General features: G+C 66.5%; 20 protein-coding genes. 3 read left to right on the top strand and 17 right to left on the bottom strand.

Annotation, left to right across the window (positions count from 1 at the left end; all coding sequences use genetic code 11):
* Positions 1-87 precede the first annotated feature (87 nt).
* Positions 88-1,395 (top strand): patatin-like phospholipase family protein, encoded by a 1,308-nt coding sequence (locus tag HNP55_RS01040; protein ID WP_184295190.1) that lies wholly within the window; start codon positions 88-90, stop codon positions 1,393-1,395.
* Here the strand turns inward: HNP55_RS01040 and HNP55_RS01035 are convergent.
* The 3 genes from HNP55_RS01035 to HNP55_RS01025 are packed head-to-tail and all read right to left on the bottom strand — an operon-like array spanning position 1,367 to position 4,192.
* Positions 1,367-2,572, bottom strand: a complete 1,206-nt coding sequence (locus HNP55_RS01035; protein ID WP_184295187.1) for an ATP-binding protein — start codon at positions 2,570-2,572, stop codon at positions 1,367-1,369. The genes HNP55_RS01040 and HNP55_RS01035 overlap by 29 nt on opposite strands.
* Positions 2,569-3,309, bottom strand: a complete 741-nt coding sequence (locus HNP55_RS01030) for a response regulator (RefSeq protein ID WP_184295184.1) — start codon at positions 3,307-3,309, stop codon at positions 2,569-2,571. Before HNP55_RS01030 ends, HNP55_RS01035 begins: the two co-directional genes overlap by 4 nt.
* A gap of 13 nt (positions 3,310-3,322) precedes the next feature.
* On the bottom strand, positions 3,323-4,192 hold the full coding sequence (locus HNP55_RS01025; RefSeq protein WP_184295181.1) for an intradiol ring-cleavage dioxygenase: 870 nt from the start codon (positions 4,190-4,192) through the stop codon (positions 3,323-3,325).
* Positions 4,193-4,667: 475 nt separating this feature from the next.
* On the opposite strand from HNP55_RS01025, the gene HNP55_RS24065 reads away from it, so the two are divergent.
* Positions 4,668-6,149: a hypothetical protein gene (locus HNP55_RS24065; RefSeq protein ID WP_184296743.1), complete on the top strand. Its 1,482-nt coding sequence runs from the start codon at positions 4,668-4,670 to the stop codon at positions 6,147-6,149.
* Positions 6,150-6,168: 19 nt separating this feature from the next.
* Here HNP55_RS24065 and msbA read toward each other — a convergent pair whose 3' ends face one another.
* Positions 6,169-7,908, bottom strand: coding sequence for a lipid A export permease/ATP-binding protein MsbA (gene msbA / locus HNP55_RS01015; RefSeq protein WP_184295178.1), 1,740 nt, complete (start codon positions 7,906-7,908; stop codon positions 6,169-6,171).
* Between the two features lie 38 nt (positions 7,909-7,946).
* Between msbA and HNP55_RS01010 the strand changes: the two genes are divergently transcribed.
* Positions 7,947-9,086, top strand: a complete 1,140-nt coding sequence (locus tag HNP55_RS01010; RefSeq protein ID WP_184295175.1) for a glycosyltransferase — start codon at positions 7,947-7,949, stop codon at positions 9,084-9,086.
* Here HNP55_RS01010 and HNP55_RS01005 read toward each other — a convergent pair.
* The 13 genes from HNP55_RS01005 to gyrA all read right to left on the bottom strand — a co-directional run bounded on the left by HNP55_RS01005 (position 9,083) and on the right by gyrA (position 24,330).
* Entirely contained in the window at positions 9,083-10,087 is a 1,005-nt protein-coding gene (locus tag HNP55_RS01005; protein WP_184295172.1) for a glycosyltransferase family 2 protein, read from the bottom strand. The two genes, HNP55_RS01010 and HNP55_RS01005, sit on opposite strands and share 4 nt — an antisense overlap.
* Positions 10,088-10,094: 7 nt before the next feature.
* A complete protein-coding gene (locus HNP55_RS01000; protein ID WP_184295168.1) occupies positions 10,095-11,045 on the bottom strand; it encodes a glycosyltransferase family 32 protein in 951 nt (316 codons plus the stop codon).
* Positions 11,046-11,053: 8 nt separating this feature from the next.
* The gene (locus HNP55_RS00995; RefSeq protein WP_409993718.1) at positions 11,054-11,758 is read right to left on the bottom strand and encodes a glycosyltransferase; all 705 of its coding nucleotides are present in this window, start codon (positions 11,756-11,758) and stop codon (positions 11,054-11,056) included.
* Between the two features lie 35 nt (positions 11,759-11,793).
* The gene (gene lapB / locus HNP55_RS00990) at positions 11,794-12,942 is read right to left on the bottom strand and encodes a lipopolysaccharide assembly protein LapB (protein WP_184295162.1); all 1,149 of its coding nucleotides are present in this window, start codon (positions 12,940-12,942) and stop codon (positions 11,794-11,796) included.
* On the bottom strand, positions 12,932-13,225 hold the full coding sequence (locus tag HNP55_RS00985) for a lipopolysaccharide assembly LapA domain-containing protein (protein ID WP_184295161.1): 294 nt from the start codon (positions 13,223-13,225) through the stop codon (positions 12,932-12,934). Before HNP55_RS00985 ends, lapB begins: the two co-directional genes overlap by 11 nt.
* 83 nt (positions 13,226-13,308) lie before the next feature.
* The gene (locus HNP55_RS00980) at positions 13,309-13,620 is read right to left on the bottom strand and encodes an integration host factor subunit beta (protein ID WP_184295158.1); all 312 of its coding nucleotides are present in this window, start codon (positions 13,618-13,620) and stop codon (positions 13,309-13,311) included.
* A 173-nt stretch (positions 13,621-13,793) separates the two neighbouring features.
* Complete coding sequence (gene rpsA, locus HNP55_RS00975) at positions 13,794-15,503, bottom strand: 30S ribosomal protein S1 (protein ID WP_184295155.1); 1,710 nt, start codon at positions 15,501-15,503, stop codon at positions 13,794-13,796.
* 161 nt (positions 15,504-15,664) lie between these two features.
* Complete coding sequence (locus HNP55_RS00970) at positions 15,665-17,752, bottom strand: bifunctional 3-phosphoshikimate 1-carboxyvinyltransferase/cytidylate kinase (RefSeq protein WP_184295152.1); 2,088 nt, start codon at positions 17,750-17,752, stop codon at positions 15,665-15,667.
* Between the two features lie 74 nt (positions 17,753-17,826).
* Entirely contained in the window at positions 17,827-18,723 is an 897-nt protein-coding gene (locus tag HNP55_RS00965; protein ID WP_184295149.1) for a prephenate dehydrogenase, read from the bottom strand.
* Positions 18,724-18,739: 16 nt separating this feature from the next.
* Positions 18,740-19,858 (bottom strand): prephenate dehydratase, encoded by a 1,119-nt coding sequence (pheA, locus tag HNP55_RS00960; protein ID WP_184295147.1) that lies wholly within the window; start codon positions 19,856-19,858, stop codon positions 18,740-18,742.
* Positions 19,851-20,972, bottom strand: coding sequence for a 3-phosphoserine/phosphohydroxythreonine transaminase (gene serC, locus HNP55_RS00955; protein ID WP_184295144.1), 1,122 nt, complete (start codon positions 20,970-20,972; stop codon positions 19,851-19,853). Before serC ends, pheA begins: the two co-directional genes overlap by 8 nt.
* Before the next feature lie 91 nt (positions 20,973-21,063).
* Entirely contained in the window at positions 21,064-21,645 is a 582-nt protein-coding gene (locus HNP55_RS00950; protein ID WP_184295141.1) for a DUF2059 domain-containing protein, read from the bottom strand.
* A gap of 15 nt (positions 21,646-21,660) precedes the next feature.
* A complete protein-coding gene (gyrA, locus tag HNP55_RS00945) occupies positions 21,661-24,330 on the bottom strand; it encodes a DNA gyrase subunit A (protein ID WP_184296627.1) in 2,670 nt (889 codons plus the stop codon).
* Positions 24,331-24,576: the final 246 nt, after the last annotated feature.

Below are 24,576 nucleotides of genomic sequence, written 5' to 3'. Positions count from 1 at the left end.
GTCGCTTTGGCGTCGACTTCCCCCTTATTTCTTGTTCTTTACCCCCAGTTACATCGGCGATGATGCGACGCAAAGCGCTGCATCGCCATGCCCGAGCTTCAACCGCCGCCGCCCCTCACTGCCAGCCCTCCGTCCACCGGTCTGATCCTGACCGGCGGCGGCGCGCGTGCCGCCTACCAGGTGGGCGTGCTGGCGGCCGTGGCTCAGCTGCGGCGTGATGCCGGCGTCGGGGGCGAGGGCGGGGGCAACCCCTTCCCCATCATCGCCGGCACCTCGGCCGGCGCCATCAATGCCGGCACCCTGGCCTGTTATGCCGATGACTTCGACTCCGCCGTCGACGGCCTGGTCCATCTGTGGCAGAACCTGCATGTCGAGAACATCTACTGCGCCGATGCCTTTGGCGTGATCCGTACCGGCGCGCGCTGGATGACCATGATGAGCCTGGGCTGGGCCGTGGCGCGCTGGCGCCGTACCCGGCCGCGCAGCCTGCTGGACAACTCGCCCCTGGGCGAGCTGCTGCGGCGCTGGATACGCATGGACCGGCTGGATGCCATGCTGGCGGCCGGCCATATGCGGGCCCTGGCCATCAGCGGCTCCAGCTACACCTCGGGCCAGCATGTGACTTTTTATCAGACCCACAAGGACATCCAGCCCTGGATGCGCTCGCAGCGCATCGCCGTGCCCACGCAGATGACGGTGGAGCATTTGCTGGCGTCCTCGGCGATTCCCTTCATCTTCCCGGCCGAGCGTCTGGAGCTGGAGGGCCATCGCGAATGGTTTGGCGACGGCTCCATGCGGCAGAGCGCGCCGATCTCGCCCGCCGTCCATCTGGGCGCCGAGCGGGTGCTGGTGATAGGCGCGGGCCGCATGCACGAGCCGGCCGAGGAGCAGCAGCGCCGCGTGCTGGTCGAGGGCGCGCCCAGCATGGCGCAGATCGCCGGCCATGCCCTGTCCAATATCTTTCTGGATGCGCTGGCCGTGGATGTGGAGCGCCTGCAACGCATCAACAGCACCCTGGCCCTGCTGCCGGCCGCGGCCCGCAGCGCCACGCCGCTGCGGCCCATCGATGTGCTGGTGATCGCGCCCAGCCGTCGCCTGGACGAGTTGGCGGCCGAGCACCAGGGCAGCCTGCCGCCCGCCATCAAGGGTTTGCTGCGCAGCGTGGGCGTGGCGGGCGAGGGCAAGGGCGCCAGCGGTTCGGCGCTGACCAGCTATCTGCTGTTCGAGCCTTCCTTCACCAATGAGCTGATCAATCTGGGCATGAGCGACACCCTGGCCCGCCGCACCGAGGTGCAGAATTTTTTCGGCTGGCCCACGCAAGCGCCTCAGGTGGATGCCGCCGCCATGCGTCGGCGGCGTGGGGGCTTCACCGAGTCGGCGCCGGCGGCGCTGTAGCCGCGGCCAGGCAGGCCATCTCCACCTCCGCGCACAGGCCGCCCTCGGGCCGGTTGAGCAAGCGCAGGCTGGCACCCTGGCGCTGCAGCAGGTCCCGCGCAATATAAAGGCCCAGGCCCACGCCGCCGGTGTGGCGGTTGCGCGAGCCTTCCAGGCGGTAGAAGGGCTGGAACACCGCTTCCAGCTGGGCCTCGGGGATACCGGGGCCTTCGTCCAGGATCAGCAGGCGCAAGCTGGCGCCCAGGGCCTGCGTCTGCACCGTCGCGCTGCCGCCGTAGCGCAGCGCATTGCCCAGCAGATTGCCCAGGGCGCGCCGCAGGGCGCCGGCCTGGCCCCGCACCAGCAGGGGCAGGCCGGGCTTGAAGCTGAGCGAGTGGCCTTGTTCCTGCAGATCGTCGCAGAGGGCGCCCAGCAAGGCCGTCAGATCGAGGGTCTGGCTGGGCTCGGCGGCGGCCTCACCCTCTCGCTCGCTCTGGAACAGGGCCAGCACGGTGTCGATCAGCTGGCTCATTTCCTGGATGTCGCGCACCGCCGGCCGGCGCGCGTCCTCGCTCAGCGGCAGGGTTTCCAGGCGCATGCGCAGCCGGGTCAGCGGGGTGCGCAAATCATGCGAGATGGCGGCCACCAGCAGGCCGCGCTCCTGGAACTGGCGGCGCAGCTGCTGGGCCATCTGGTTGAACAGGCGGGCCGCCTCGCGCACCTCCACCGTGCCGCTGTGCTCGTCCAAATGAGGTGGCGGGGCCTGCTGCTTGAGGGCATCGCCCAGGCCGGTCGCCGCCTGGGCCAGGCGCTGCATGGGGCCGGCCAGCCAGCGCGAGCCCAGCCAGGCCGCCAGGGCGATGACCAGCAGGCGCACGCCGTAGTCCAGCAGGCTTTGCGCGGTGCTCAGGCCTTGGGGCGGTGGCCCGGGATGATCGGCAATAGGCCCGGGTGGCAGTGAGGGGAAGGTGGGCAGGGGGGCGTCATGGCTGTGCCGGGCGGGTGGTGGCTCGCCGGCGGGCGGTGGCGGTGGTGAGTCATGCAGCCAGCGCACGGTGGCAAAAGCCAGCACATGGCTGATCACCAGGCTGACCCAGATCAGCAGGAAGAGCCGCTTGGCCAGGCTGTCCTTGAGACCCCAGCCGAGGCCGCGGCCCAGCCATTGCCGCAGCCGCTTGAGGGTGGCTGAGTTGCTCATGGCGGGGGCTCGGGCAGGGCCTGGGGCTTGGCGTCGAAGAGATAGCCCTCGCCGCGCAGGGTGCGGATCAGCCGCGGCTCGCGCGAGGAGTCGCCCAGCTTCTGGCGCAGGCGCGAGACGCTGAGGTCGATGCTGCGCTCATTCACCTCGACGCCGGGCGCTCGGGTCAGCTCGATCAGCTGCTCGCGGCTGAGCACCCGGCCGGGCCGCTCCACCAGGGCGCTCAGCAGGCGGAACTCGGCGTTGGACAAGGCCAGCACCACCTGCTGGGGTGAGTGCAGCTGGCGCAAGAGGCGGTCGAAGCGCCAGCCCTCGAATTGCAGCAAGCGCGCCTGGGCCGGCTTGACGCTGGCCGCGCCGTCCTCCGGCCCGCCGGCCTTGCGCATGCGGCGCAGCAGGGCGTGGATGCGGGCCACCAGCTCGCGCGGCTCGAAGGGCTTGCCCAGATAGTCGTCGGCCCCCATCTCCAGGCCCAGCACGCGGTTGATGGGATCGCCATGGGCGGTCAGCATGATGACCGGCGGCCCGCCTCTTTGCTGCAGCCATTGGCACAGCGACAGGCCGTTCTCGCCCGGCAGCATCAGGTCCAGGATGACCACGTCGAAATGCTGGGCAGCGATCAGGCGTCGCATCTCCACCCCGTCGGCCGCCGTCTGGGCGCGGATGTCGAAGCCTTGCAAATAGCTTTGCAGGCTCAGGCGTATGTCTCGGTCGTCATCGACCACCAGGCATTCCATCAAAGCTCCTTCATCAGCCGTTGATGCCCACGGTCAGGCTGGCCGCCAGGCCCTGGCTGAGGCTGCCGCTGACGCTGGCGAGCTGGCTGCTCACACCGTCGCTGAACACATTGTCGGTGGCAAAGCTGATGCGGCCCAGATTGCTGGCGCTGGTGTTGTAGCCCGTGACGCCGGCATAGACCTGGCTGCAGATGTCCACCGGGAAGGCAATCTGCGAGGTGCGCAGCTTGCTGGCATAGCTCTTGGCCAGGGTCTCGGAGCGGTAGACCTCGAAATGCATATGGGGCATGCGGCCGTCGTAGCAGCCGGGGAAGATGGTGTCGAACACCACCAGGCCGTCGCTGCCGCTGCTCTGCACGCCGCGCAGATAGTTCTGGTCCGTGATGCCGCTGGAGTACATGGAGTAGCGGCCCTCGCGGTCGCAATGCCAGAGGTAGACGGCATAACCCGACAAATCGGCGCAGCTGCTGGCGCTGTTCACCAGGCGTAGCGTCAGCGTCAGCGGCAGGCCGCCCGCCACGCCGCTGGCGCCGGCAATGCTGGCGCGGATATCGCGCCGCACGATGCCGCTCAAGGCCAGGGCATTGGCGATGCTGCCATTGGCGCTGTTGGAGCCGTCGCCGGGATAGGGGCCGGCCGTCTCCTCGGGGATCAGGCTGCAGCTGCTGGTGCTGCCTCCGCCGGTGCTGCTGCCGCCGCCGCTACTGCTGCTTGAGGCGCTGGCATCGCTGCCGCCGCCGCCACAGCCCAGCAGGCCCAGGCCACCGGCGGCGGCCAACCAGCCCAGGGCGCGGCGGCGCTGCATTTGTTGGGTGCAGAGAAGAGCCAGGTCCTGGCTCAGGCCTGGGTGGTCGTGATGAGAGGGGTGGGGGTTGGGGCGCATGAAAACTCCTGGGGCTGGGCGGCGGGATACCGCCTCGTCTGCATTGGAGCGCCGGCTTTTGTCGGCCGTTCAGCCACTTTGTATCAGGCTTGACACAGGGCCGCTGCGGGCTCACGGCCTATACCGAAATTTCGCGCGCTGCAATTGCCCATTGCGTAGGGTCTTCAGGGCGATGGTGGCCGTCTCGATCGATGGACAGACTTTGGGCCTGGACTGCGCATCTTCGGGGACGAGGTGATCGGTGTGAGCGCGGCGCCTGAGCAGCAGGCCGGTGCCCCCCCCCAAAAAACAGCGCCCCGATGCAGGCGGTTCAGCGCCGCCCTGGCCGGGCATGCACCGGTTTTGCGGCGCCTTCTCATCAAGTTTGGAGACCATCATGAGTTCAGTGCAGATTTCGAAGCCGGGTTCAGGCCTGTTGTTGAGTGCTTTGGTACTCGCTGGCCTGAGTGCCTGCGGTGGAGGTGGCGGTGACAACTTGCCCGCAGCATCGGCTCCCGCGCCGGCCCCCGCACCGGCACCGGCCCCCGCGCCGGCGCCAGCGCCCGCCCCGCAGCTCAGCGTGGTTGGCAAGGCCGACAAGAGTTACGACCAGATCCAGTCCCGCAGCGGTGCCATGGTGGAGGTGTTCCGCTCGGCCAGCGGCGGCGCCACGCAAAGCCTTTACACCAACCCCAAGACGGGCGAGCGGATCCGGGTGTTCAATGGCAGTGACGGCCTGCCTGAGCGCATCCAGGACGAGGTCAGCGGCCGCGCGCTGACCATCAGCCGCCGTGGCAGCGACAGAATCGACTACCTCAGCTACGACGCCGCCGGTGCCTATATCGGCGGCTATGCTGTCCTAGCGGGGGCGGCAGGCTTGTCGGCGGCCCCTATCCTTGGCACGCCCGCCGTGGCGGGCCAGTTGTCGGCGCAGATGCGCGGGGCTGCGCAGACCGGCAGCTTCGCCGTCCTGCCGGCGGCCGATGCGGGCCTGGGCCCGGCAAAACCCTTCAGCCCCGGGGTGCTGGCCTATGTGGATGCCTTGCCACCGGCCGCCGCCTCGGTAACGCCCATGGCGGCAGGGCCGCGCACGGCCGCCGTTGCCAGCATAGATAGGCGCGCCGTGCTGGGCGGCCTGGCCATGGGACTGGCGGTGGGCATCAGCTCGGGTGCGGTGCCGGCCCTGGTGGCGGGCGCCATGGTGGCCTGGGGTTTGCAACACATCGGCCTGCCGATTGCGGATGGCGTCAGCAATGCCAACAGCCTGGAGCAGATGTCCGAGAACCTGAACACTTTTCTGGATCGCTTCAGTGCCGGCGCCACGGCGGAAACGACTGTTGCTGACAGCTTGGCGGGCAAGATTTCGGCGCGCATCTCGGGCGCCGTGCAAAGAGTATTTGATGCCGCCAGCGACAAGGCGGGCAATCTGCTGGATCGCGCCAGCCAGCTCCCCCTGAGCGCGCAGCCACCCGCTGTTGACACTTTGGTCAGCGGCTACGGGGTGGATCAGCAGGGCACGAATTACAGCGTCACGGGGACGGTGGGTGCCAAGGGAGATATGGCGGCCGTGGCCACGGCCGATAGCGGCGGCGATACCGTGCGGATTGCCGGCAATGTTCGTGGCAACGATGTGGCCGGCAGCATCAGCGGCCGCTTGGGGGATGGCAGCTTCACCGGCAATATCAGCCAGCTGGGTCAATGCGCCACGCTGCAGCAGTCGGGCGGGCAGGGCACTTATTCATTTGTCTTCGACGCCGGCAGCGTTGCGGGCACGCTGACTTTTTATCGCAACGCCTATTCCATACCCGATGGTTTCCGCGTCATCTCCAATGGCCAGACCCTGTACGACACCGGCGGCCTGGTCAGCGGCAGCGCCTCGATTCAGCTCGCCTTGAATGGCAGCCGCACACTCTTCGTCAATGTCAATGCGCCCAAGTCCGGCACGGCCTGGGAGCTGAGTGTGGGGTGTCCGAGCTGACACTCCGAGTGGACGGTCCTCACTCCCCGTTCTGCGCCCTCACCATCGCCGCGTAAGCACCGTCCCGCGCCAGCAAGCCGGTGTGCGTGCCGCTTTCCAGCACCCGGCCCTGGCTCATCACATGGATGGTGTCGGCCGCGCGAATGGTGGACAGGCGGTGGGCGATGACGATCAAGGTCTTGCGGCCCTGCCATTGCTCCAGCGCCTGTTGCACGGCGCGCTCGCTCTCGGTGTCCAGGGCCGAGGTGGCTTCGTCGAAGACCCAGATCGGCGCGTCGCGGTAGAGCGCGCGGGCAATCGCCAGGCGCTGGCGCTGGCCGCCGCTGAGCTTGCTGCCATTGGCGCCCACCACGGTGTCCAGGCCTTGCGGCAGCTCTTGCACAAAGTCCCACAGATGGGCGGCGCGCAAGGCCTGCTCCAGGCGGGCTTCGTCGCGCGGCTGGGCGTAGGCGATATTGTCGGCCACCGAGGCGTCGAACAGCACGATGTCCTGCGAGACCACGGCGAACTGCTGGCGCAGATTGGCCTTTTTCAGCTCGCCGATCGGCACGCCGTCGAGCAAGACCTGACCCTTGCCCGGCTCGGCAAAAGCCAGCAGCAGATGGATGATGGAGCTCTTGCCCGCACCCGAGCTGCCCACCAGGGCGGTGGTCTGGCCGGCCTTGAACTGGATGTTCAGGTCGTTCAGGGCCGGGCGCTCGGCCTCGGGGTATTGCAGCGTCACATCGCGCATTTCGACCTCGCCGTGCACCTTGTCCAGCACGCGGCTGCCGCTGTCGGGCTCGGCCGGCAGGTCCATCAGTTGCAGGCAGCCGCGGGCGATCACCATGGCATTGGTGATGGGGGGCAGCAGATCGCTCAGATGGCGCAGGCGCGAGGTCAGCAGCAGCAGGGCGGTGATGAAGGCCGCGAATTCGCCCACCCCGGTCTGGGTCTGGCGGGCCTGCAGCAAGGCCAGGCAGATGATGAGCGACAGGCCCACGCTGGCGATCAGCTGCGAGAGCGGCTGGCTGAGTGCGCCGGCGGCGGCAGTCTTCAAGGCGTTGCGCTGCACATCGTCCGCCCGCCGGTGGAAGGCGGCACGCTCGTGTTCGGCGGCGTCGAAGGTTCGCACCACCCGCCAGGCGCGGGTCACATCGTCCACTTTGTTGACCAGGTGCAGCTGGGCGTCATAGGTCTTGCTGCCCATTTTGCGTATGCGCTTGTTGACCTGCTGCACCACCCAGCTCATGGCCGGTGTGGTGACCAGGGAGAGCAGGGTCAGCTGCCAGTTGAGGAAGAAGAGGTAGACCAGCATGGCCAGGGCCGGCAGGCCGTCGCGCAGAATGCTCAGCATGGGGCCGCTGAGCATGGACATGACCTGCTGCGGGTCATTCACCACCTTGGTCACGGCCGTGCCCGGCTGCAAGCTGGTGAAGACGCGCGCGTCGGCCCGCAGCAAGGCCTCGAACAAGGCCTGGCGGAAGTCCATCACGCTGCGCGTGACGGTCCAGTTCAGCAGGTACTGGCCCAGAAAACCGAACAGGCCGCGCAGGGCAAACAGCGTGATCAGCACGGCCGGCACCCACCAGATCGAGAAGGCCTGTTCGCTGAAGCCCTCGCCAAACACGTTCTTGATCAGATAGGGGATCAGCGGCTCGGTGCCGGCCAGGGCCAGATAGGCCAGGATGGTCAGGACCACCCCCATGCGATAGGGCATGACGAAACCCGCCAGACGGCGGGCAATCGGCTTGAAATCGGACGCTTGTTCATCACTCATAGCCCGCCATTGTCGCCGCTGTTTCTATACTGCCCGGCATGACAAAAAACGTGGAAAGCAGGCAGCTCGGCGACGGAGCTGGGCCAGGCAGCGAGGCCCCGCGGGTGCTGCATTTCGTCACCGGCGGTTTTTCGGGGGCGACCCAGGTGGCGGTCGATCTGTGCCTGGCCTCTTTGCGGACCGGCCGCATCCGCCCCCTGCTGGTGCTGCGTCGCAAGCGCAATACCGATGCGGCGCGGGTGCAGGCCTTGCGGGACCAGGGCTTGCAGGTCTGGGTGCTGCCGGGCTGGTCGCATCTGGCCACGCTCTGGGCGCTGCGCCGTCTGTGCCTGGCCCTGCGGCCGCGGGTGATGATGGCGCATGGCTTTCCCGAGCATCTGCTGGGCCGCTGGGCGGCGCTGTGGGCGGGCGTGCCGGTGTTGACCCAGGTGGAGCACAACAGCCGCGAGCGCTACAGCGCCTGGCGGCTCTGGCAGGCGCGCCGGCTGGCACCCTGCAGCGCCAAACTGATCGGTGTGTCGGAAGGCGTGCGCCGCCGCTTGCTGGAGCTGGGCATGCCGGCGGCCAAGACGCTGGCGATTCCTAACGGCATTGATCTGCGGCGCTTCGAGGCGGCGCAGGACCGGCCATTTGCCGGCCGCCTGCCGCAGCTGGTGATGTCGGCCCGCTTCGCGCGCCAGAAAGACCATCTGACCCTGATCCGCGCCCTGCATCTGCTGCGCCAGCAAGGCCTGGCACCCAAGCTCAAGCTGGGCGGCGCGGGCAAGGCCTCATACCGGCGCGCGGCCGAAGACCTGGTGCGGCGCCTGGACCTGCAGGCCCAGGTCGAGTTCCTGGGCCATTACGGTCAGATGCCCCAGCTTTTGATGGACTCGCAGATCTGCGTGCTGGCCACGCATTACGAGGGCATGCCCCTGGCCCTGGTGGAGGGCATGGCGGCGGGCTGTGCCTGCGTGGCCTCGGATGTGGTGGGCGTCAGCGAGGTGCTGAGCCAGGGCGAGACCGGTTTGCTGGTGCCCGAGGGCGATGCCCAGGCCCTGGCCGATGCGCTGGCCCGCCTGCTGCGTGAGCCCGGCCTGGCCGAGCGCCTGGGCCGGGCGGCGCGCGCGCGGGCCCTGGCCGAGCACGGCATGCCGCTGATGATTCAGCGCTACGAGGATTTGTTGCTCAGCCTTTAGCGGGGTGTGGCACGCATCAGCCAGTAGCGCAGCTGTGCAAAACGCAGCAGTCGGCCTCGCTTCAGATAGGCGCGCAGCAAGGCTTGCGGCGCCAGCGGCGAGCTGAGCGCGAACTGGCGGGCAAAGCGTTTCAAGGCCTTGGCGGCATCCGCGTCGCCTAGCTTGACGCGGCGCTTGCAGGCCCGCACAAAGGTGCGGGCACAGAAATGCGCGACCTCGAACTCGGTCTGCGGCCGGACCGGCCGCGCATGCAGGGCCGCGCCATAGCCTTGCAAGGCCCGCATCCAGTCCTCGATGCGGGCGGCGGACAAATTGGCCAGGGCGCTGCCGGGCCGTTGGCGATAGGCCAGCCAGACCTCGGGGATGTGCAGATAACTGTCAATTTGCAGGGCCAGGCGCGGCAGGACGGCCAGGTCCTCGAAGATGCGGCCCGGTGGAAAGCGCAGCTCGGCCGGCCAGCAAGCCCGTTTGACGATCTTGGACCAGGGGTGCAACTGCCCGGCTTTGAACAGGCCTTGGATCAAGGCGTCGCGGTCGCGGCTGAGCTGCCGGCCGGGGCCTTGGAAGGTGCTGATATGGCGTTGGCGGGCCTTGCGCGCCTGGCCGCTGCCGTCCTCGAAGGCTCGGAAGTCGCACAGAATCAGCTCGGGCGGCTGGGCCTGGTTGAGCAAACGCTTGAGCTGGGGAATGACGCCAGGCTCCAGCAAATCATCCGGGTCTATGAACCAGAGATAGTCGCCCCGCGCCGCGTCCAGCAAGGTGTTGCGCGCCACGCTGACGCCTTGATTGCTGGCCTGGGTGATGACGCGCACCTGCTGGGGATGGGCTTGCTGCAGCGCTTGCAGCAGGCGGCCCGATCCATCGGGCGAGGCGTCGTCCACAAAGACCAGTTCCACGCCCGCATCGGCTTGGCCCAGGATGGAGTCTGCGCAGGCCTGCAGATAGGCCTCGACCTTGTAGACCGGCAGCAAGATGCTGAGCCAGGGGGCGGCTCTCCCCATCTCCGCCTCAGCCACGGGGAAGCAGCCTTGCCAGGGCGCTGCCGGGCAGGACGCGCTGCCGGGCCAGGCCGCGTTCGAAGACGCGGCGGTCACCGCCGCGCAGCTTGATCAAGCAGGGCAGGCGGGCCGGGCAGGGGCTGAGGGCCAGGCGGGCATAGAGGTGGCGCTTGCGCCAGCCCAGGGCGGTGTGGAAGGCGAAGGCGCTGTCCTCGGCGCGTGTCAGGGCCAGGCGATAGGCTTGCGGCTGGCGATCCAGCACCACGGCGGCGGCCACATGCATGATCAGATAGCTTTGGTCCTTGGGCCCCAGCCCTTGCACCACGCGTGCGAGCTTGCCCTGCTGCTGCAAGCCCGCCAGATAGGCGGCCTCGCCCTGGCCGATGGCCAGCTCGAACTCCTGCGCCAGGGCGCCGACAAAGCGGCTGCCGGGGACGGCGGCCATGAACCAGTTCTCGACAATGGGCTGATCCGGCCGGGTCGTGAAACGGTTGATATAAAAACCGACAAATTCGCTGGCCTCGGCCTGCTGAGTTTGGTGCACCCAGTCCAGGTTCTGGCACAGCAGGATGGAGGCATCTACCCACAGGCCGCCGTGGCGGGCCAGCAGTTGCAGGCGTAACCAATCGGCCTGGCGGTAATGGGGCAGGGCGTCCAGATGGGCCAATTGTTCGGCCCCGTCGACCCAGTCGCGCATATTGCCCTGGTGCAGCAGGCGCAACTCGTGGTCCGGCGCAAAGCGCTGCCAGTTGGCCTGGCATTGCTGAATGAAGTCCGGCGCCGGTGTGGCATGCCAATAGGCCCAGATGATCTTGGGAATGGCGGGGGGTGTCGGGCTGAGGGGCTGGCCCAGCGTCAAACGATGTACGCTGGCGGGCACCTGGGCCCGCAGCACGCGCAGCAACTCCCAGGTGGCGGCCAGCAAGAGCAGGGCCAGCGGCAGCAAAAGCCAGGTCAGCATGGGGGAACTCACTCCCGCCAGTGGTCGGCGATCCAGCGTGCCGGCCGGGCATGGCGCCAGTTGCCGTTATTGCGGCCGGCCAGGGCGTCGGGCGGGTTCATCACGCCGTGGAAGATCAGGATGCGCGCACCCTTGGGGATGAAGGGCTCACGCCAGAAGCTGCTGGGCCAGAAGGGGATGCAGTGGTATTTGTAGCTGGCGCACCAGCTGCCGTCCCAGTACTGCACCTTGCCCTGGCGGTGCAGCACGGCGGTCAGAAAAGCCTGCTCGTTGCGGAACTCGGCCTTGGCCTTGGCCTGGTTCTGGCGGAACTCCTGCAGCACATCGGCATGCGCGCCCAGCGTGAAGCGGTAGACCGAGGAGTTGCCGGTGATGCGCCAGGGGCGCTTCCAGTCGTGGATGATCAGGAACTCGCCCGGCACCTCGAAGAAGGGCGTGATGTCGTCGACGATGACCACGTCCAGGTCCAGGAACAAGGCCGTGCCGCGCAGGCCGTGCAGATCGGCCTCAAACGTGGTGAGCTTTTTCCAGCCCCGCTCGGGTTCCCCGTTAGGCAGGGTCAACTCGGGGATGGGCAGGCATTGCACCTCGGCGCGAATGCCTTCGCTGCGGTCGGTCAGGCAGACGAACTGGAACTCGCCCTTCAAGTGCCGGCGCACCATGGCGTAGAGCCGGTTCACATACTCGGGGCCGTATTTCGTGCCCCATTTCATGCAGAGGATGACTCGTGGGCTGTTAGGGGTGGAGGTCATAACTCTTCAACGTGGCGGGGTGGATTGCTGTCCCAGCTGAGGCAGCCCGGGCATTGCCAGAAATAGTGCTGGGCCTCAAAGCCGCAGGCGGCGCAGCGGTAGCGCTGCAGGGGGCGGGCGGCGCGGTCCAGGGCACTGGCGACCAGGGGGGACTCTTCCGGGCTCAGGCAGGACTGGCTGACGGCCAGCAGATTGCGGGCGGCCGTCAGGCTGGGCTGCTCCCTGAGGTGTTCGGCCAGGCGCTGGCGTTGTGCCGCGGTCTCGGGTTCCAGCCTGGCGATCGCCGCCAGCAGATGCAGGCCCGGCGCGCGTTGGTATTGGCTGGCCAGCGTGGCCAGGGCGCGCTCAGCGGCGCCGCAGGCCAGGGCGGCCTCGGCATAGTCCTTGGCGACCAGATTGAAGGCCTCGGGGTTGAGGGCCAGCAATTCGGCATAGGCATTCATCGCGGCCTCGGCCTGGCCTGCGCGGGCCAGCATCTGGCCGCTCAGCACATGGGCACGGGCGGCTTGCGGCGCGGCCTTGCGGGCTTCGCTCAGCAGGACTTGCGCCTCCCCGGTCTGGGCGCGGGCCTGTGCCTCCAGCGCCAGTTCGCAGAGGTAATGGGCGACCCGGGTGGCAAAGGAGGCGCTGCCGCTTTGTTCCAGATGGCGGGCGACGTCGACCGCCTTGCGCCAGTCGCGCGAGCGCTCGAACAGGGACAGCAGGGCCAGCTCGGCCTCATGCTCGAAGGGCGTGCCGCGCAGGGCCGCAAAGGCCTCTTCGGCACGGTCAAACAGGCCGGCCTTGAAGAAGTCCTGCGCCAGGGCGTGCTGGGCGCGCTCGCGCTCGCTGCGCGGCAGATCGCCGCGTTGCAAGAGGTGCTGGTGCACGCGCACGGCGCGCTCGTACTCGCCGCGGCGGCGGAACAGATTGCCCAGGGCGAAGTGCAGCTCCGAGGTGTCGGGGTCATTCTGGACGGCTTCGATGAAGGCGTCGATGGCCTTGTCCTGCTGCTCGTTGAGCAAGAGGTTCAGGCCCTTGAAATAGGCTTTGGGGGCGTCGCGCTGTTCGCGCTTCCACTGCCGGGTGTCGAGCTTGGAGGCCAGCCAACCCAGGGCGAAAGCGGCCGGCAGCACGAAGAGCAGCCAGCGGGGATCAAATTCCATCGTGTATCACGGCAGGGGGCTGGGGCTCATTGCTGCTGCCCGGCAGGCCCGCTTCGGGCGTGCCGCGCTTGGCTTGCGTGCGGTGCTTCCACCAGGCCGGCACCATGGCCAGCACGCCGAGGGCGCAGCCGAAGCCGAAGGCGGTGAGCACGACGATCACCAGGGGCGCGCGCCACTCATGGCCGAAGAACCAGCGTACATCCACCTCGTGGCTGTTGTTCAGCGCAAAAGCGAAGAGCGTGAAGAAGAGGAAGGCTCGGAACAGCCAGATAAAGATGCGCATGGTGCCCGCATTCTAAGCCGCGCCAACCAGGGTGGCGCGGGCCAAGCGCCGTGCTTTGCTGCCCGTGCCCGCGAAGGCCGGCTTCAGGTTTCGCTGGTGGCGGCTGCGGCGCCGCCCTTGGCATCGACGGCCTCACGCAAGGCCTTGCCGGGCTTGAAATGGGGCACCAGTTTTTCGGGGATCAAGACCTGCTCGCCGCTGCGTGGATTGCGACCCATGCGGGGTGGGCGGCGATTGACCTGGAAACTGCCGAAGCCACGGATCTCGATGCGGTGGCCGCGTGCCAGGGCATCGGACATGGCGTCCAGAATCGTTTTGACGGCGAACTCGGTGTCGCGCTGGGCCAGTTGGCCAAAGCGGTCTGACAGCAAAGCAACCAGGTCGGAGCGGGTCATGTTTTTCTTGGACTGGGTGGGAAATTGAAAAGGGCCCGCACTCAGCGAGTGACGAGCCCTTTTTGAGCGAGGCGAGATTAGCACAAGGTTGCCCTTGTCTATCCGGCCGAAACGCGTGTATCGCGTTTCGGCCTTCGCTAGCCACAAACTCCTTCCGGAGTTTGTGTGCGAGCTCAGCCTTGGTTGTCCAGCTTGGCGCGCAGCAGGGCGCCCAGGCTGGTGGTGCCGGCGCTTTCGCGCTCGGCCGTAGCGCTCAGGCGCTGCATGGCTTCTTGGTTGTCGGCGTTGTCCTTGGCCTTGATCGACAGCTGGATATTGCGGGTCTTGCGATCCACATTGATGATCAGGGCGGAGACTTCGTCGCCTTCCTTCAGCACATTGCGGGCGTCTTCGACGCGGTCGCGGCTGATTTCGGAAGCGCGCAGATAGCCCAGCACTTCGTCGGCCAGTTCGATTTCGGCGCCACGGGCGTCGACCGTCTTGACCTTGCCGGTCACCGTCATGCCGCGGTCATTGACCGTGGTGTAGGTGGTGAAGGGGTCGCTGTCCAGCTGCTTGATGCCCAGGGAGATGCGCTCGCGCTCGACGTCCACGGCCAGCACCAGGGCTTCGACTTCTTGGCCCTTCTTGAAGTTGCGCACGGCAGCTTCGCCGGTTTCGTTCCAGGACAGGTCGGACAGGTGCACCAGGCCGTCGATGCCTTGAGCCAGGCCAACGAACACGCCGAAGTCGGTGATGGACTTGACGGGGCCCTTGACGCGGTCGCCGCGCTTGACGGTCTCGGCGAAATCTTCCCAAGGATTGGCCTTGCACTGCTTCATGCCCAGGGAGATGCGACGCTTGTCTTCGTCGATTTCCAGGACCATGACTTCGACTTCGTCGCCCAGGGTGACCAGCTTGGAAGGAGCAACGTTCTTGTTGGTCCAGTCCATTTCGGACACGTGCACCAGGCCTTCGATGCCAGGCTCGATCTCAACGAATGCGCCGTAGTCAGCGATATTGGTGATCTTGCCGAACAGACGGGTGCTGGTGGGGTAGCGGCGAGCCACGCCGAACCAGGGGTCGTCGCCCAGCTGCTTCAGGCCCAGCGAGACGCGGTTCTTCTCGGCGTCGAACTTCAGGATCTTGGCGGTCAGTTCCTGGCCCACGGTCACCACTTCGCTCGGGTGACGGACACGGCGCCATGCCATGTCGGTGATGTGCAGCAGGCCGTCGATACCGCCCAGGTCCACGAAGGCACCGTATTCGGTGATGTTCTTGACCACGCCCTGGACGATGGCGCCTTCGGCCAGCGTTTCCAGCAGCTTGGCACGCTCTTCGCCCATCGAAGCTTCGACCACGGCACGACGCGACAACACGACGTTGTTGCGCTTGCGGTCCAGCTTGATGACCTTGAACTCCATGGTCTTGCCCTCGTAGGGGCTCATGTCCTTGACCGGACGGGTGTCCAGCAGCGAGCCCGGCAGGAAGGCGCGGATGCCGTTGACCAAGACGGTCAGGCCGCCCTTGACCTTGCCCGACACGGTGCCGGTGACGAAGTCGCCCGACTCCAGCGCGGTTTCCAGCGACAGCCACGAGGCCAGGCGCTTGGCCTTGTCGCGCGACAGGATGGTGTCGCCGTAGCCGTTTTCGATGGCGTCGATGGCCACGGAAACGAAGTCGCCGATTTGAACTTCCAGTTCGCCCTGGTCGTTCTTGAATTCTTCGATTGGCACGTAGGCTTCAGACTTGAGGCCGGCGTTCACAACCACAAAGCTGTGCTCGACACGCACGACTTCGGCCGAGATCACTTCGCCGGCGCGCAGGTCGGAGCGCTGCAGCGACTCCTCGAACATGGCGGCAAAAGAGTCGGGAGCAAAAGCTGCGGTTTGGGTTTGGGACATGAGGTCTCCTGGACCTGGCGCGACAAGCGTTTGTGCGCAGGCGGTGTGTGCTGGACGCGTGAGCGTTTCGCGGGTTAGGTTGAAGACAGCGCCCGGGCGGAGAGCCCGAGGCGAGGTTTTTTGGCCGCCGGCTGTGAGGCCGCGGCCGGGCCATCCACCGCTCAACGCTGAACGGCAAAAGGCCTTGTTTGTGCCCACCAAGCCAGCACCCGCTGAGTTGATTCCTCAATCGACTGGGCCGAGTTGTCGAGCATTTTTGCGTCAGCCGCTGGGTGCAAAGGTGAGGCCGCACGGTTTTTATCCCTGGCGTCTCGTGCCTCCAGATCCTGGCGCAAGCCTTCGATATTAGCCGAAATCCCCTTGGAAATCAATTGCTTATGGCGGCGCTCGGCGCGCGTCGCCGCGCTGGCCGTCAGGAAAACCTTCAGCCCGGCGTCGGGAAATACATCGGTGCCCATATCGCGCCCGTCGGCCACCAGGCCGGGCAGGCGGCGGAAGTCGAGCTGCAGCTGGTTCAGCGCCGCACGCACCGCCGGGTGGGCTGCCACCTGGGAGGCCATCAGGCCGGTGGCCTCGCGGCGCAGGTCCTCGCTGATGTCTTCCTCGTCCAGCCAGACATGGCCGTTCTTGAAGCTCAGATTCAGGTTGGCGCCCACGGCGGCCACGGCCTCGCCATCATCCAGATCGACCTCGCCGCGGTGCGCGGCCAGGGCGCAGGCGCGGTAGAGCGAACCCGAGTCCAGGATCACATAACCCAGGGCATGGGCGACCTGATCGGCCAGCGTGCCCTTGCCCGAGGCGGTGGGGCCGTCGATGGTGATGACGGGGATGTCCTCGCTGCGCGCCTCCACCACGCCGAACAGGGTTTCAAAGTAGTCGGGGAAGGTTTTGGCCACGCATTGCGGGTCGAGGATGCGCACCGGCACGGCGCGGTCCTTGGTCTGCAGTTCGCCGCGGATGGCCGCGGGGTCGGGGTGGTGTTTCACGCGCTGGGGCGACCGATCACTCAGCAAGCCATTGAAGGCGGCCAGCGAGAAGCACATGGCCATGCGGTGGTCGTCGTAGGTGTGGATGCTGGCGGCCCGCCAGTCGCGCAGGGGCTGGACGCGCAGCCAGTCCGGGCCTTCCTCGACCTCGGCGCCCAGCTTGCGCAGCTCGGTAGCCATGGCGCTGAGGCGGTCGGTCTCCTTGACCCGCCAGCTGGCGATATTGCGCAGGGTCGTGGGGCCGTCGGCGTACAAGGCCATCAGGGCCAGGGTCATGGCGGCATCGGGGATGTGGTTGCAGTCCAGATCGATGCCGCGCAGCGGCCAGGCACCGCGCCGCACTTCCAGCCAGTTAGGGCCGCTGGCCACGATGGCGCCCATGGCCTGGGCGGCCTCGGCAAAGCGCACATCGCCCTGCAGGCTGGCCTGGCCCACGCCCTCGATGCGCAGCGGCTCGTCGCTGGCGGCGATGGCCCCCAGGGCGATGAAGTAGGAGGCCGAGGAGGCGTCGCCCTCCACATGCAGATCACCGGGCGAGCGGTAGCGCGAGCCGGCCGGTATGGTGAAGCGCTGCCAGCCCTCGCGTTGCACCTGGATGCCGAAGCGCTCCAGCAAGGCCAGGGTGATGTGGATATAGGGCTTGGAGATCAGCTCGCCGACCACCTCGATCACCACGTCTTGCTGCGTCGCCACCAGCGGCAGGGCCAGCAGCAGGGCGGTCAGGAATTGGCTGGAGACATCACCGCGCACCTTGACGGGCTCGTCCAGCTTCAGGGGGGACGGGCCTGTGAGCTTGAGTGGCGGATAACCTTCATTGCCCAGGCACTCGATCTGGCAGCCCAGCAGGCGCAGGGCGTCGACCAGATCGGCGATGGGGCGTTCGTGCATGCGCGGCACGCCGCTGAGCTCGAACTCGCCGCCCTGGGTGGCGGCCAGCAGGGCCAGGGCGGCGGTCAGCGGCCGCATGGCGGTGCCGGCATTGCCGAGGAAGAGCTGGGCCTGGCGGGTTTGCAAGCGGCCGCCAATGCCGGTGAGGTGCAGCACGCCGGCATGGTCGGTCTTGAGCTGACAGCCCAGGGTCTTCAGCGAGGCCAGCATCACGGCCGTGTCGTCGGAGTCCAGCAGATCGTGGACGGCGGTCGTGCCTTCCGACAGACCGGCCAGCAAGAGCACCCGGTTGGAGATGCTTTTGGAGCCCGGCAGGCGCACGGTGCCGGCGGCGCTGCGCAAGGGGGGGAGGTCGAGGAAAGGGATCTTGAACATGGGAAAGGCAATTCAGTAAAAGAGCGGCCGAGGCAGTGGCCTTGCGCCGCAAGAGGAGCCCGGTGCGGCCTCGCTTACTTGGCCGGGCGTGGCGTGCCGATTTGGCCCATCTGCCCCATCTGCCATTGGCCGCGGGCATCGGAGATCAGGCGGATGCGCGCTTCCAGGGCGGCGGCGTCGTCGGCCTTGAGCAAGCCCTCGAGCGCGTCCAGGGTCTGCCGGAAGCGTTGCGACTGCGCCAAGACCTCGGCCTTGTTGGCCATCAGAATATCGCGCCAGACGGCCGGGTCGCCGGCCGCGATGCGGGTGAAGTCGCGAAAGCCGGGGCCGGCCAGGCTCAGAAAGTCGCGTCCGGCGGGCTGAGCTGCCACCGACTGGAAAAAGGCGAAGGCCAGCAGATGAGGCAGATGGCTGACGGCGGCGAAAGCAGCGTCGTGATTCTTGGGCGACATCTTCAGCACCTGGGCGCCCAGATTGGCCCAGACATCGGTGGCGCGCTGCACGGCCTGGGCCGAGGTTCCGGCCAGGGGCGTCAGGATGACGGTACGGCCTTGGTAGAGGCCGGCGTCGGCATGCTGGACGCCGCCGGTTTCCTTGCCCGCAATGGGGTGGGCGGGCACAAAGCTGGGCAGGCGATCACCGAGGGCGCGGCGGGCCGCGTCCACCACATCGCATTTGGTGGAACCCACATCCATCAGCAGCACTTGGGGGCCGATCAGATGGCGTATGGCTTTCAGCGTCGCCTCGGTGGCGGACACCGGCACGGCCAGCAAGACGATGTCGGAGCCGGAGACGGCCAGCAGGGCCGAGTCGGCCGCCACATCGATGACGCCCAGGCGGCGCGCCGTTTCGGTGGTGGAGGGCGATTTGCTATAGCCCACCACATGCTTGACCAGGCCGGCCTTCTTCATCGCCAGGGCGAAAGATCCGCCCATCAGGCCGCAGCCGATCACGCCCAGTTGCTTGAACATACTGCTGCTTCCGTCCTCAGGCTTTCAGTGGGTAGGCGCCGATGATTTTGAAGAAGGCGCACAACTCGCGCAGTTCGGCCAGGGCCGCCGCCACATGGGGCTGCGAGGGATGACCGTCCAGATCGATGTAGAAATAGTAATCCCATTGGCCGGTGCGGGCCGGGCGGGACTCCAGCCGCGTCATCGAGACGCCGTGCGTCTTCAGCGGCACCAGCAGATCATGCATGGCGCCGGGCCGGTTGGGCACCGAGACGATCAGGCTGGTGCAGTCGCGACCCGAGGCCGGTGGCGTGGCCATGGTCTGGGGCAGGGTGATGACGGCGAAGCGGGTGCGGTTATAGGCCTCGTCCTGCACCGCATGGGCGACGATGTGCAGGCCGAACAGGGCCGAGGCCCGCTCGCTGGCAATCGCCGCCCAGGCCGGATTGGCGGCGGCCAGGCGGGCCCCTTCGGCATTGCTGGAGACGGCGCGGCGCTCGGCATCGGGCAGATGCTTGTTCAGCCAGTTCTGGCATTGGGCCAGGGCCTGCGGATGGGCCAGCACCGCCTCGATGCCTTGCAGGGAATTGTCCTTGCGCATCAGGTTGTGGCGGATCAAGAGGCTGACCTCGCCCACCACATGCGTCGGGGTGTGCAGGAACAGGTCCAGCGAGCGGGTCACCACGCCCTCGGTCATGTTTTCCACACCGACCACGCCGTACTGGGCGCTGCCACTGGCGGTGGCGTGGAAGACCTCGTCGAAGCTGGCGCAGTAGATCAGGTCGGCGGCGCCGCCGAAGTATTCGATGGCGGCCTGCTCGCAGAAGGTGCCGACCGGGCCCAGCACGGCCACCCGCTGCGGCGACTCCAGCGCCAGGCAGGCCGACATGATCTCGCGCCAGATGGCGGCCACATGCTCGGCCTTCAGGGGGCCGGGGTTGGCGGTCTTGATCTTCTCGATGACTTGCGCCACGCGGTCGGGGCGGAAGAAGGGCGTGCCTTCGCGGCGCTTGACCTCGCCCACCTGCTCGGCCACATGGGCGCGGCGGTTCAGGAGGTCAAGCAATTGCTGGTCCAGCGCGTCGATTTGATCGCGCAGAACCAAGAGTTCCGGTGCCGCCGTGGGGGCGGGTGTGCCGGCCGGGATGTCAGCCATATTGAGCCTCAAAGTCCTTCAAGTACGCCACCAGGGCTTGCACACCCTCCAGTGGCATCGCGTTATAGATCGATGCACGCATGCCGCCCACCGACTTGTGGCCTTTGAGTTGCAGCAGATTGCGCGCCTTCGCTCCATCCAGGAAGGCACTCGTGAGTTGCGGCGTGTTGTACTCGCCGCGCAGGTAGAAGGGAATGTTCATGCGCGAGCGGGCATGCGCCGCGACGCGGTTCTCAAACAGCTTGGAGCCATCCAGCGCACCGTAGAGCAGCTGGGCCTTGTCGATATTGCGCTGCTCGATGGCGGCCACGCCGGTTTTGCCGGCGTAGCTGAATTTTTTGAGCCACTGGAACACCAGGCCGGCCACATAGATGGAGAAGGTGGGCGGGGTGTTGTACATGGACTGGGCGGCCGCCACGGTCTGGTAGTCGAAGGCCGAGGGGCAGATGGGCAGGGCATGGCCCAGCAGGTCTTCGCGCACAAACACCAGGGTCAGGCCGGCCGGGCCGATATTTTTTTGCGCGCCGCCAAAGGCCAGGCCCACGCGCGACCAGTCAATGCTGCGCGAGAGCTGGTGAGACGAGCAATCGATCACCAGCGGGGCCGCGCTGCCCAGCGCCTTCAGGTCGGGCAGTTCGTGGAACTCGATGCCGTCAATCGTTTCATTGCTGCAGACGTGCACATAGGCGGCGTCGGCGCTGAGCTGCCAACTGCCTGGGCTGGGTAACTGGGTGAATTTGGAGTCTGAGCCGCTGGCGGCGATATTCACGCTGGCATAACGGCGCGCTTCTTCGGCGCTTTTTTTGGACCAGGAACCGGTGACGACCACATCCACCTTGCCGCCTCGCGCGAGATTCATCGGCACGATGGCGTTCTCGGCCAGGCCGCCGCCCTGCATGAAGAGAATGCGGAAATTGGCCGGCACCTGCAGCAGCTCGCGCAGATCGTTTTCGGCCTCGGCACAGATGCGGGTGAACTCGGGCCCGCGATGGCTCATCTCCATCACGCTCATGCCCGAACCCTGCCAGTCCAGCATCTCGGCAGCGACCTGATTCAGTACCTCTTCAGGCAAGGCCGCGGGGCCGGCGGAAAAATTGAAGGGGCGCTGAGTCATGGGCTGCTTCGCTGAGGGGACGGGGCTGACGATTGGATCGCCTCGGCCCGTCCGAGCTGAGCCGACGAGTCGAGGCGGGTATTGCGCTTGCTTACTTCTTGGCGGGCTTGGCGGCCGGGGCCGAGGAAGCGGCCGGCGGCGCGATGCCCAGATGCTTGCCCACGCTTTGCTGCAGGGCCTTGAAGCGGGTTTCCAGGGTCGGTGCGGTTTCGGCCAGCAGCTTGTCGCCCAGGGCTTTTTGCAGCTCGCCATTGATCTGGCTGAATTTTTTGTAAACCGGCGACTCCAGCCAGGCCAGCAACTGCTTCAACTCGTCTTCGCTGAAGCGCTCGTCCAGCAAGGTGCCGACGGTGCCGGGGGCGATCTTGACGGCCTTGTCCTTGATCATCGGCGCGTTGTCGTCGACGAACTTCTTGATGTCGGCTTCGATGGCCTTGGCCGTGGCTTCGCGTTTCTCGGCCGGTACTTGTTGCAAGGCGGCACCGGCACCCTGCATCAGATTGCCCAGGGGCTGCTGCATCAGGCTACGGGCCAACTGGTCATAACTCTGCGATTGCAGGGTCAGCAGCTTGGCGATCATTTCCTTCTTGGCCGGGGTGGCGGTGGAAGTCGCGGACTGGGCAAGGCTCAGATTGGCGCAAAGCAGCAGCGCGGCCGCGGCCAGAAATTTCATGGGCTTGGTGTTCATTTATTCCTTGGAGGTGTCGTCGCTGTCGTTGACGTTGTCGGTGCCGGCGGCTGGATCGTCGCCCGTGGCTTCGGTACTGCTGTTCTCGTTCGCGTCGTTCTCGACGATGCGCTGCAAGCCCGAGAGCTTGGCGCCATCATCCAGAGCGATCAGGGTCACGCCTTGGGTGGCGCGGCCCAGTTCACGGATCTCGGAGACGCGGGTGCGCACCAGCACGCCACGATCGGTGATCAGCATGATCTCGTCTTCCGCGCGCACCAGGGTGGCGGCCACCACGCGACCGTTGCGCTCGGTCTGCTGGATGGCGATCATGCCCTTGGTGCCACGGCCGTGGCGGGTGTATTCGGTGATGGCGGTGCGTTTGCCATAACCGTTTTCCGTGGCGGTCAGCACGCTCTGGTTTTCGTCTTCGGCCACCAGCATGGCGATCAGGCGCTGCTCGGGCTCCAGCATCATGCCGCGCACGCCGCGCGCGGTGCGGCCCAGCGAACGAACATCGTCTTCGTCAAAGCGCACGGCCTTGCCGCCGTCGCTGAACAGCATCACATCGTGCTTGCCGTCGGTCAGGGCGGCACCGATCAGGTGGTCGCCTTCATCCAGGGCGATGGCGATGATGCCGGCCTTGCGCGGGTTGGCGAAGTCTTCCAGCGAGGTCTTCTTGACCGTGCCCAGGGCCGTGGCCATGAAGATGAAGTGGCCTTCGGGGAAGCTGCGGAACTCGCCGGTCAGCGGCAGCACGACGGTGATTTTTTCGTCCTGCTGCAGCGGGAACATATTGACGATGGGCTTGCCGCGCGAGGCGCGCGAGCCCTGCGGCACTTCCCAGACCTTCAGCCAGTAGACACGGCCGCGGTTGCTGAAGCACAGGATCCAGTCGTGGGTGTTGGCGATGAAGAGTTGGTCGACCCAGTCGTCGTCCTTGGTCTGGGTGGCCTGCTTGCCGCGGCCGCCGCGCTTTTGCGCCCGATATTCGCTCAGGGCCTGGCTCTTGATATAGCCGGTGTGGGACAGCGTCACCACCATATCGGTGGGGGTGATCAGGTCTTCGGTGCCAAGTTCCTGGGCGTTATGTTCGATGGTGCTGCGGCGTGCGCCAATCTTGGTCTGACCGAATTCCTGGCGCACCTGGACCAGCTCTTCGACAATGATGGCGGTGACGCGGGCGGGCTTGGCCAGGATGTCCAGCAGATCGGCGATCTGCGACATCACGTCCTTGTACTCGCCGACGACCTTGTCCTGCTCCAGGCCGGTCAGGCGCTGCAAGCGCATCTGCAGGATTTCGCCGGCCTGCTCTTCCGACAGGCGGTAGAGGCCATCGGCCTGCAGGCCGAATTCGGCCGCCAGGCCCTCCGGACGGTAGGCATTGCGGCCGCCCTCGGTCTGCCCTTCAGCGCGCGCCAGCATCTCGCGCACCAGGGACGAATCCCAGCTCTTGCTCATCAGGGCCGCCTTGGCGATGGGCGGCGTGGGCGAGGCCTTGATGGTGGCGATGAACTCGTCGATATTGGCCATGGCCACGGCCAGGCCTTCCAGCACATGGCCGCGCTCGCGCGCCTTGCGCAATTCGAAGATGGTGCGGCGGGTGACGACCTCGCGGCGGTGCTCCAGGAAGACCGTGATCAGGTCTTTCAGATTGCACAGCTTGGGCTGACCGTCGATCAGCGCCACCATATTCATGCCGAAGGTGTCTTGCAGCTGGGTCTGCTTGTACAGATTGTTCAGCACCACCTCGGGCACTTCGCCGCGCTTGAGTTCGATCACCACCCGCATGCCGGACTTGTCGCTCTCGTCCTGGATGTGGCTGATGCCCTCGATCTTCTTCTCGTGCACCAGCTCGGCGATGCGCTCCAGCAAGGTCTTCTTGTTGACCTGGTAGGGGATCTCATCAACGATGATGGCCTGCCGGTTGCCGCGGTCGATGTCCTCGAAATGGACCTTGGCCCGCATCACCACCTTGCCGCGGCCGGTACGGTAACCGTCGCGCGCACCGGACAGGCCGTAGATGATGCCGGCGGTCGGGAAGTCCGGCGCCGGGATGATCTCCATCAATTCATCGATGCTGCAGTCCGGGTTTTTCAGCGAGTGCAGGCAAGCGTCCACCACCTCGTTGAGGTTGTGCGGCGGGATATTGGTGGCCATGCCCACGGCAATACCGGTGGCACCGTTGACCAACAGATTCGGCAGCCGGGTCGGCAGCACCAGGGGCTCTTTTTCCGAGCCGTCGTAGTTGGGGCCGAAATCGACGGTTTCCTTGTCAATATCGGCCAGCATTTCGTGGGCGACCTTGGCCAGGCGGATTTCGGTATACCGCATGGCTGCGGCGTTATCGCCGTCCACCGAGCCGAAATTACCCTGGCCATCGACCAGCATATGGCGCAGCGAGAAATCCTGGGCCATGCGGACGATGGTGTCGTAAACAGCCGTGTCGCCATGCGGGTGGTATTTACCGATCACATCACCAACGATACGGGCCGACTTCTTGTAAGGCCGGTTCCAATCGTTGTTCAACTCGTGCATGGCGAAGAGCACGCGCCGGTGCACGGGCTTCAGGCCGTCGCGGGCATCGGGGAGGGCGCGGCCCACAATCACGCTCATGGCGTAATCGAGGTATGAACGCCGCATCTCCTCTTCGAGGCTGATGGGCAATGTTTCCTTGGCGAACTGGGTCATGCGCATGTGCGTGGCCGCACCCATCAGGTGGGCCCGCATCGTTAGGGACAGGAGCGAGGATTCTAAAGGCCCGCGGCTGTAGCACTCTCACAACAACTTTGGCGACTCCTTCGTTTGAGGCCGCCACAATACGAGCCTATCGGTGCCCTATGGCACAATCGATGAGTCCCTAGGAGAAACCCGCATTCGCGGATCTATCTAAGGTTTTGTTCTAGCACTTACTGGGCACTCGCAGGGCAACTGCGG

This window comes from Roseateles oligotrophus, assembly GCF_014204525.1.
GTDB lineage: Bacteria > Pseudomonadota > Gammaproteobacteria > Burkholderiales > Burkholderiaceae_C > Paucibacter_A > Paucibacter_A oligotrophus_A.
The sequence above is the reverse complement of the archived record's forward strand: the minus strand, read 5'-3'. Positions and strand labels throughout refer to the sequence as shown.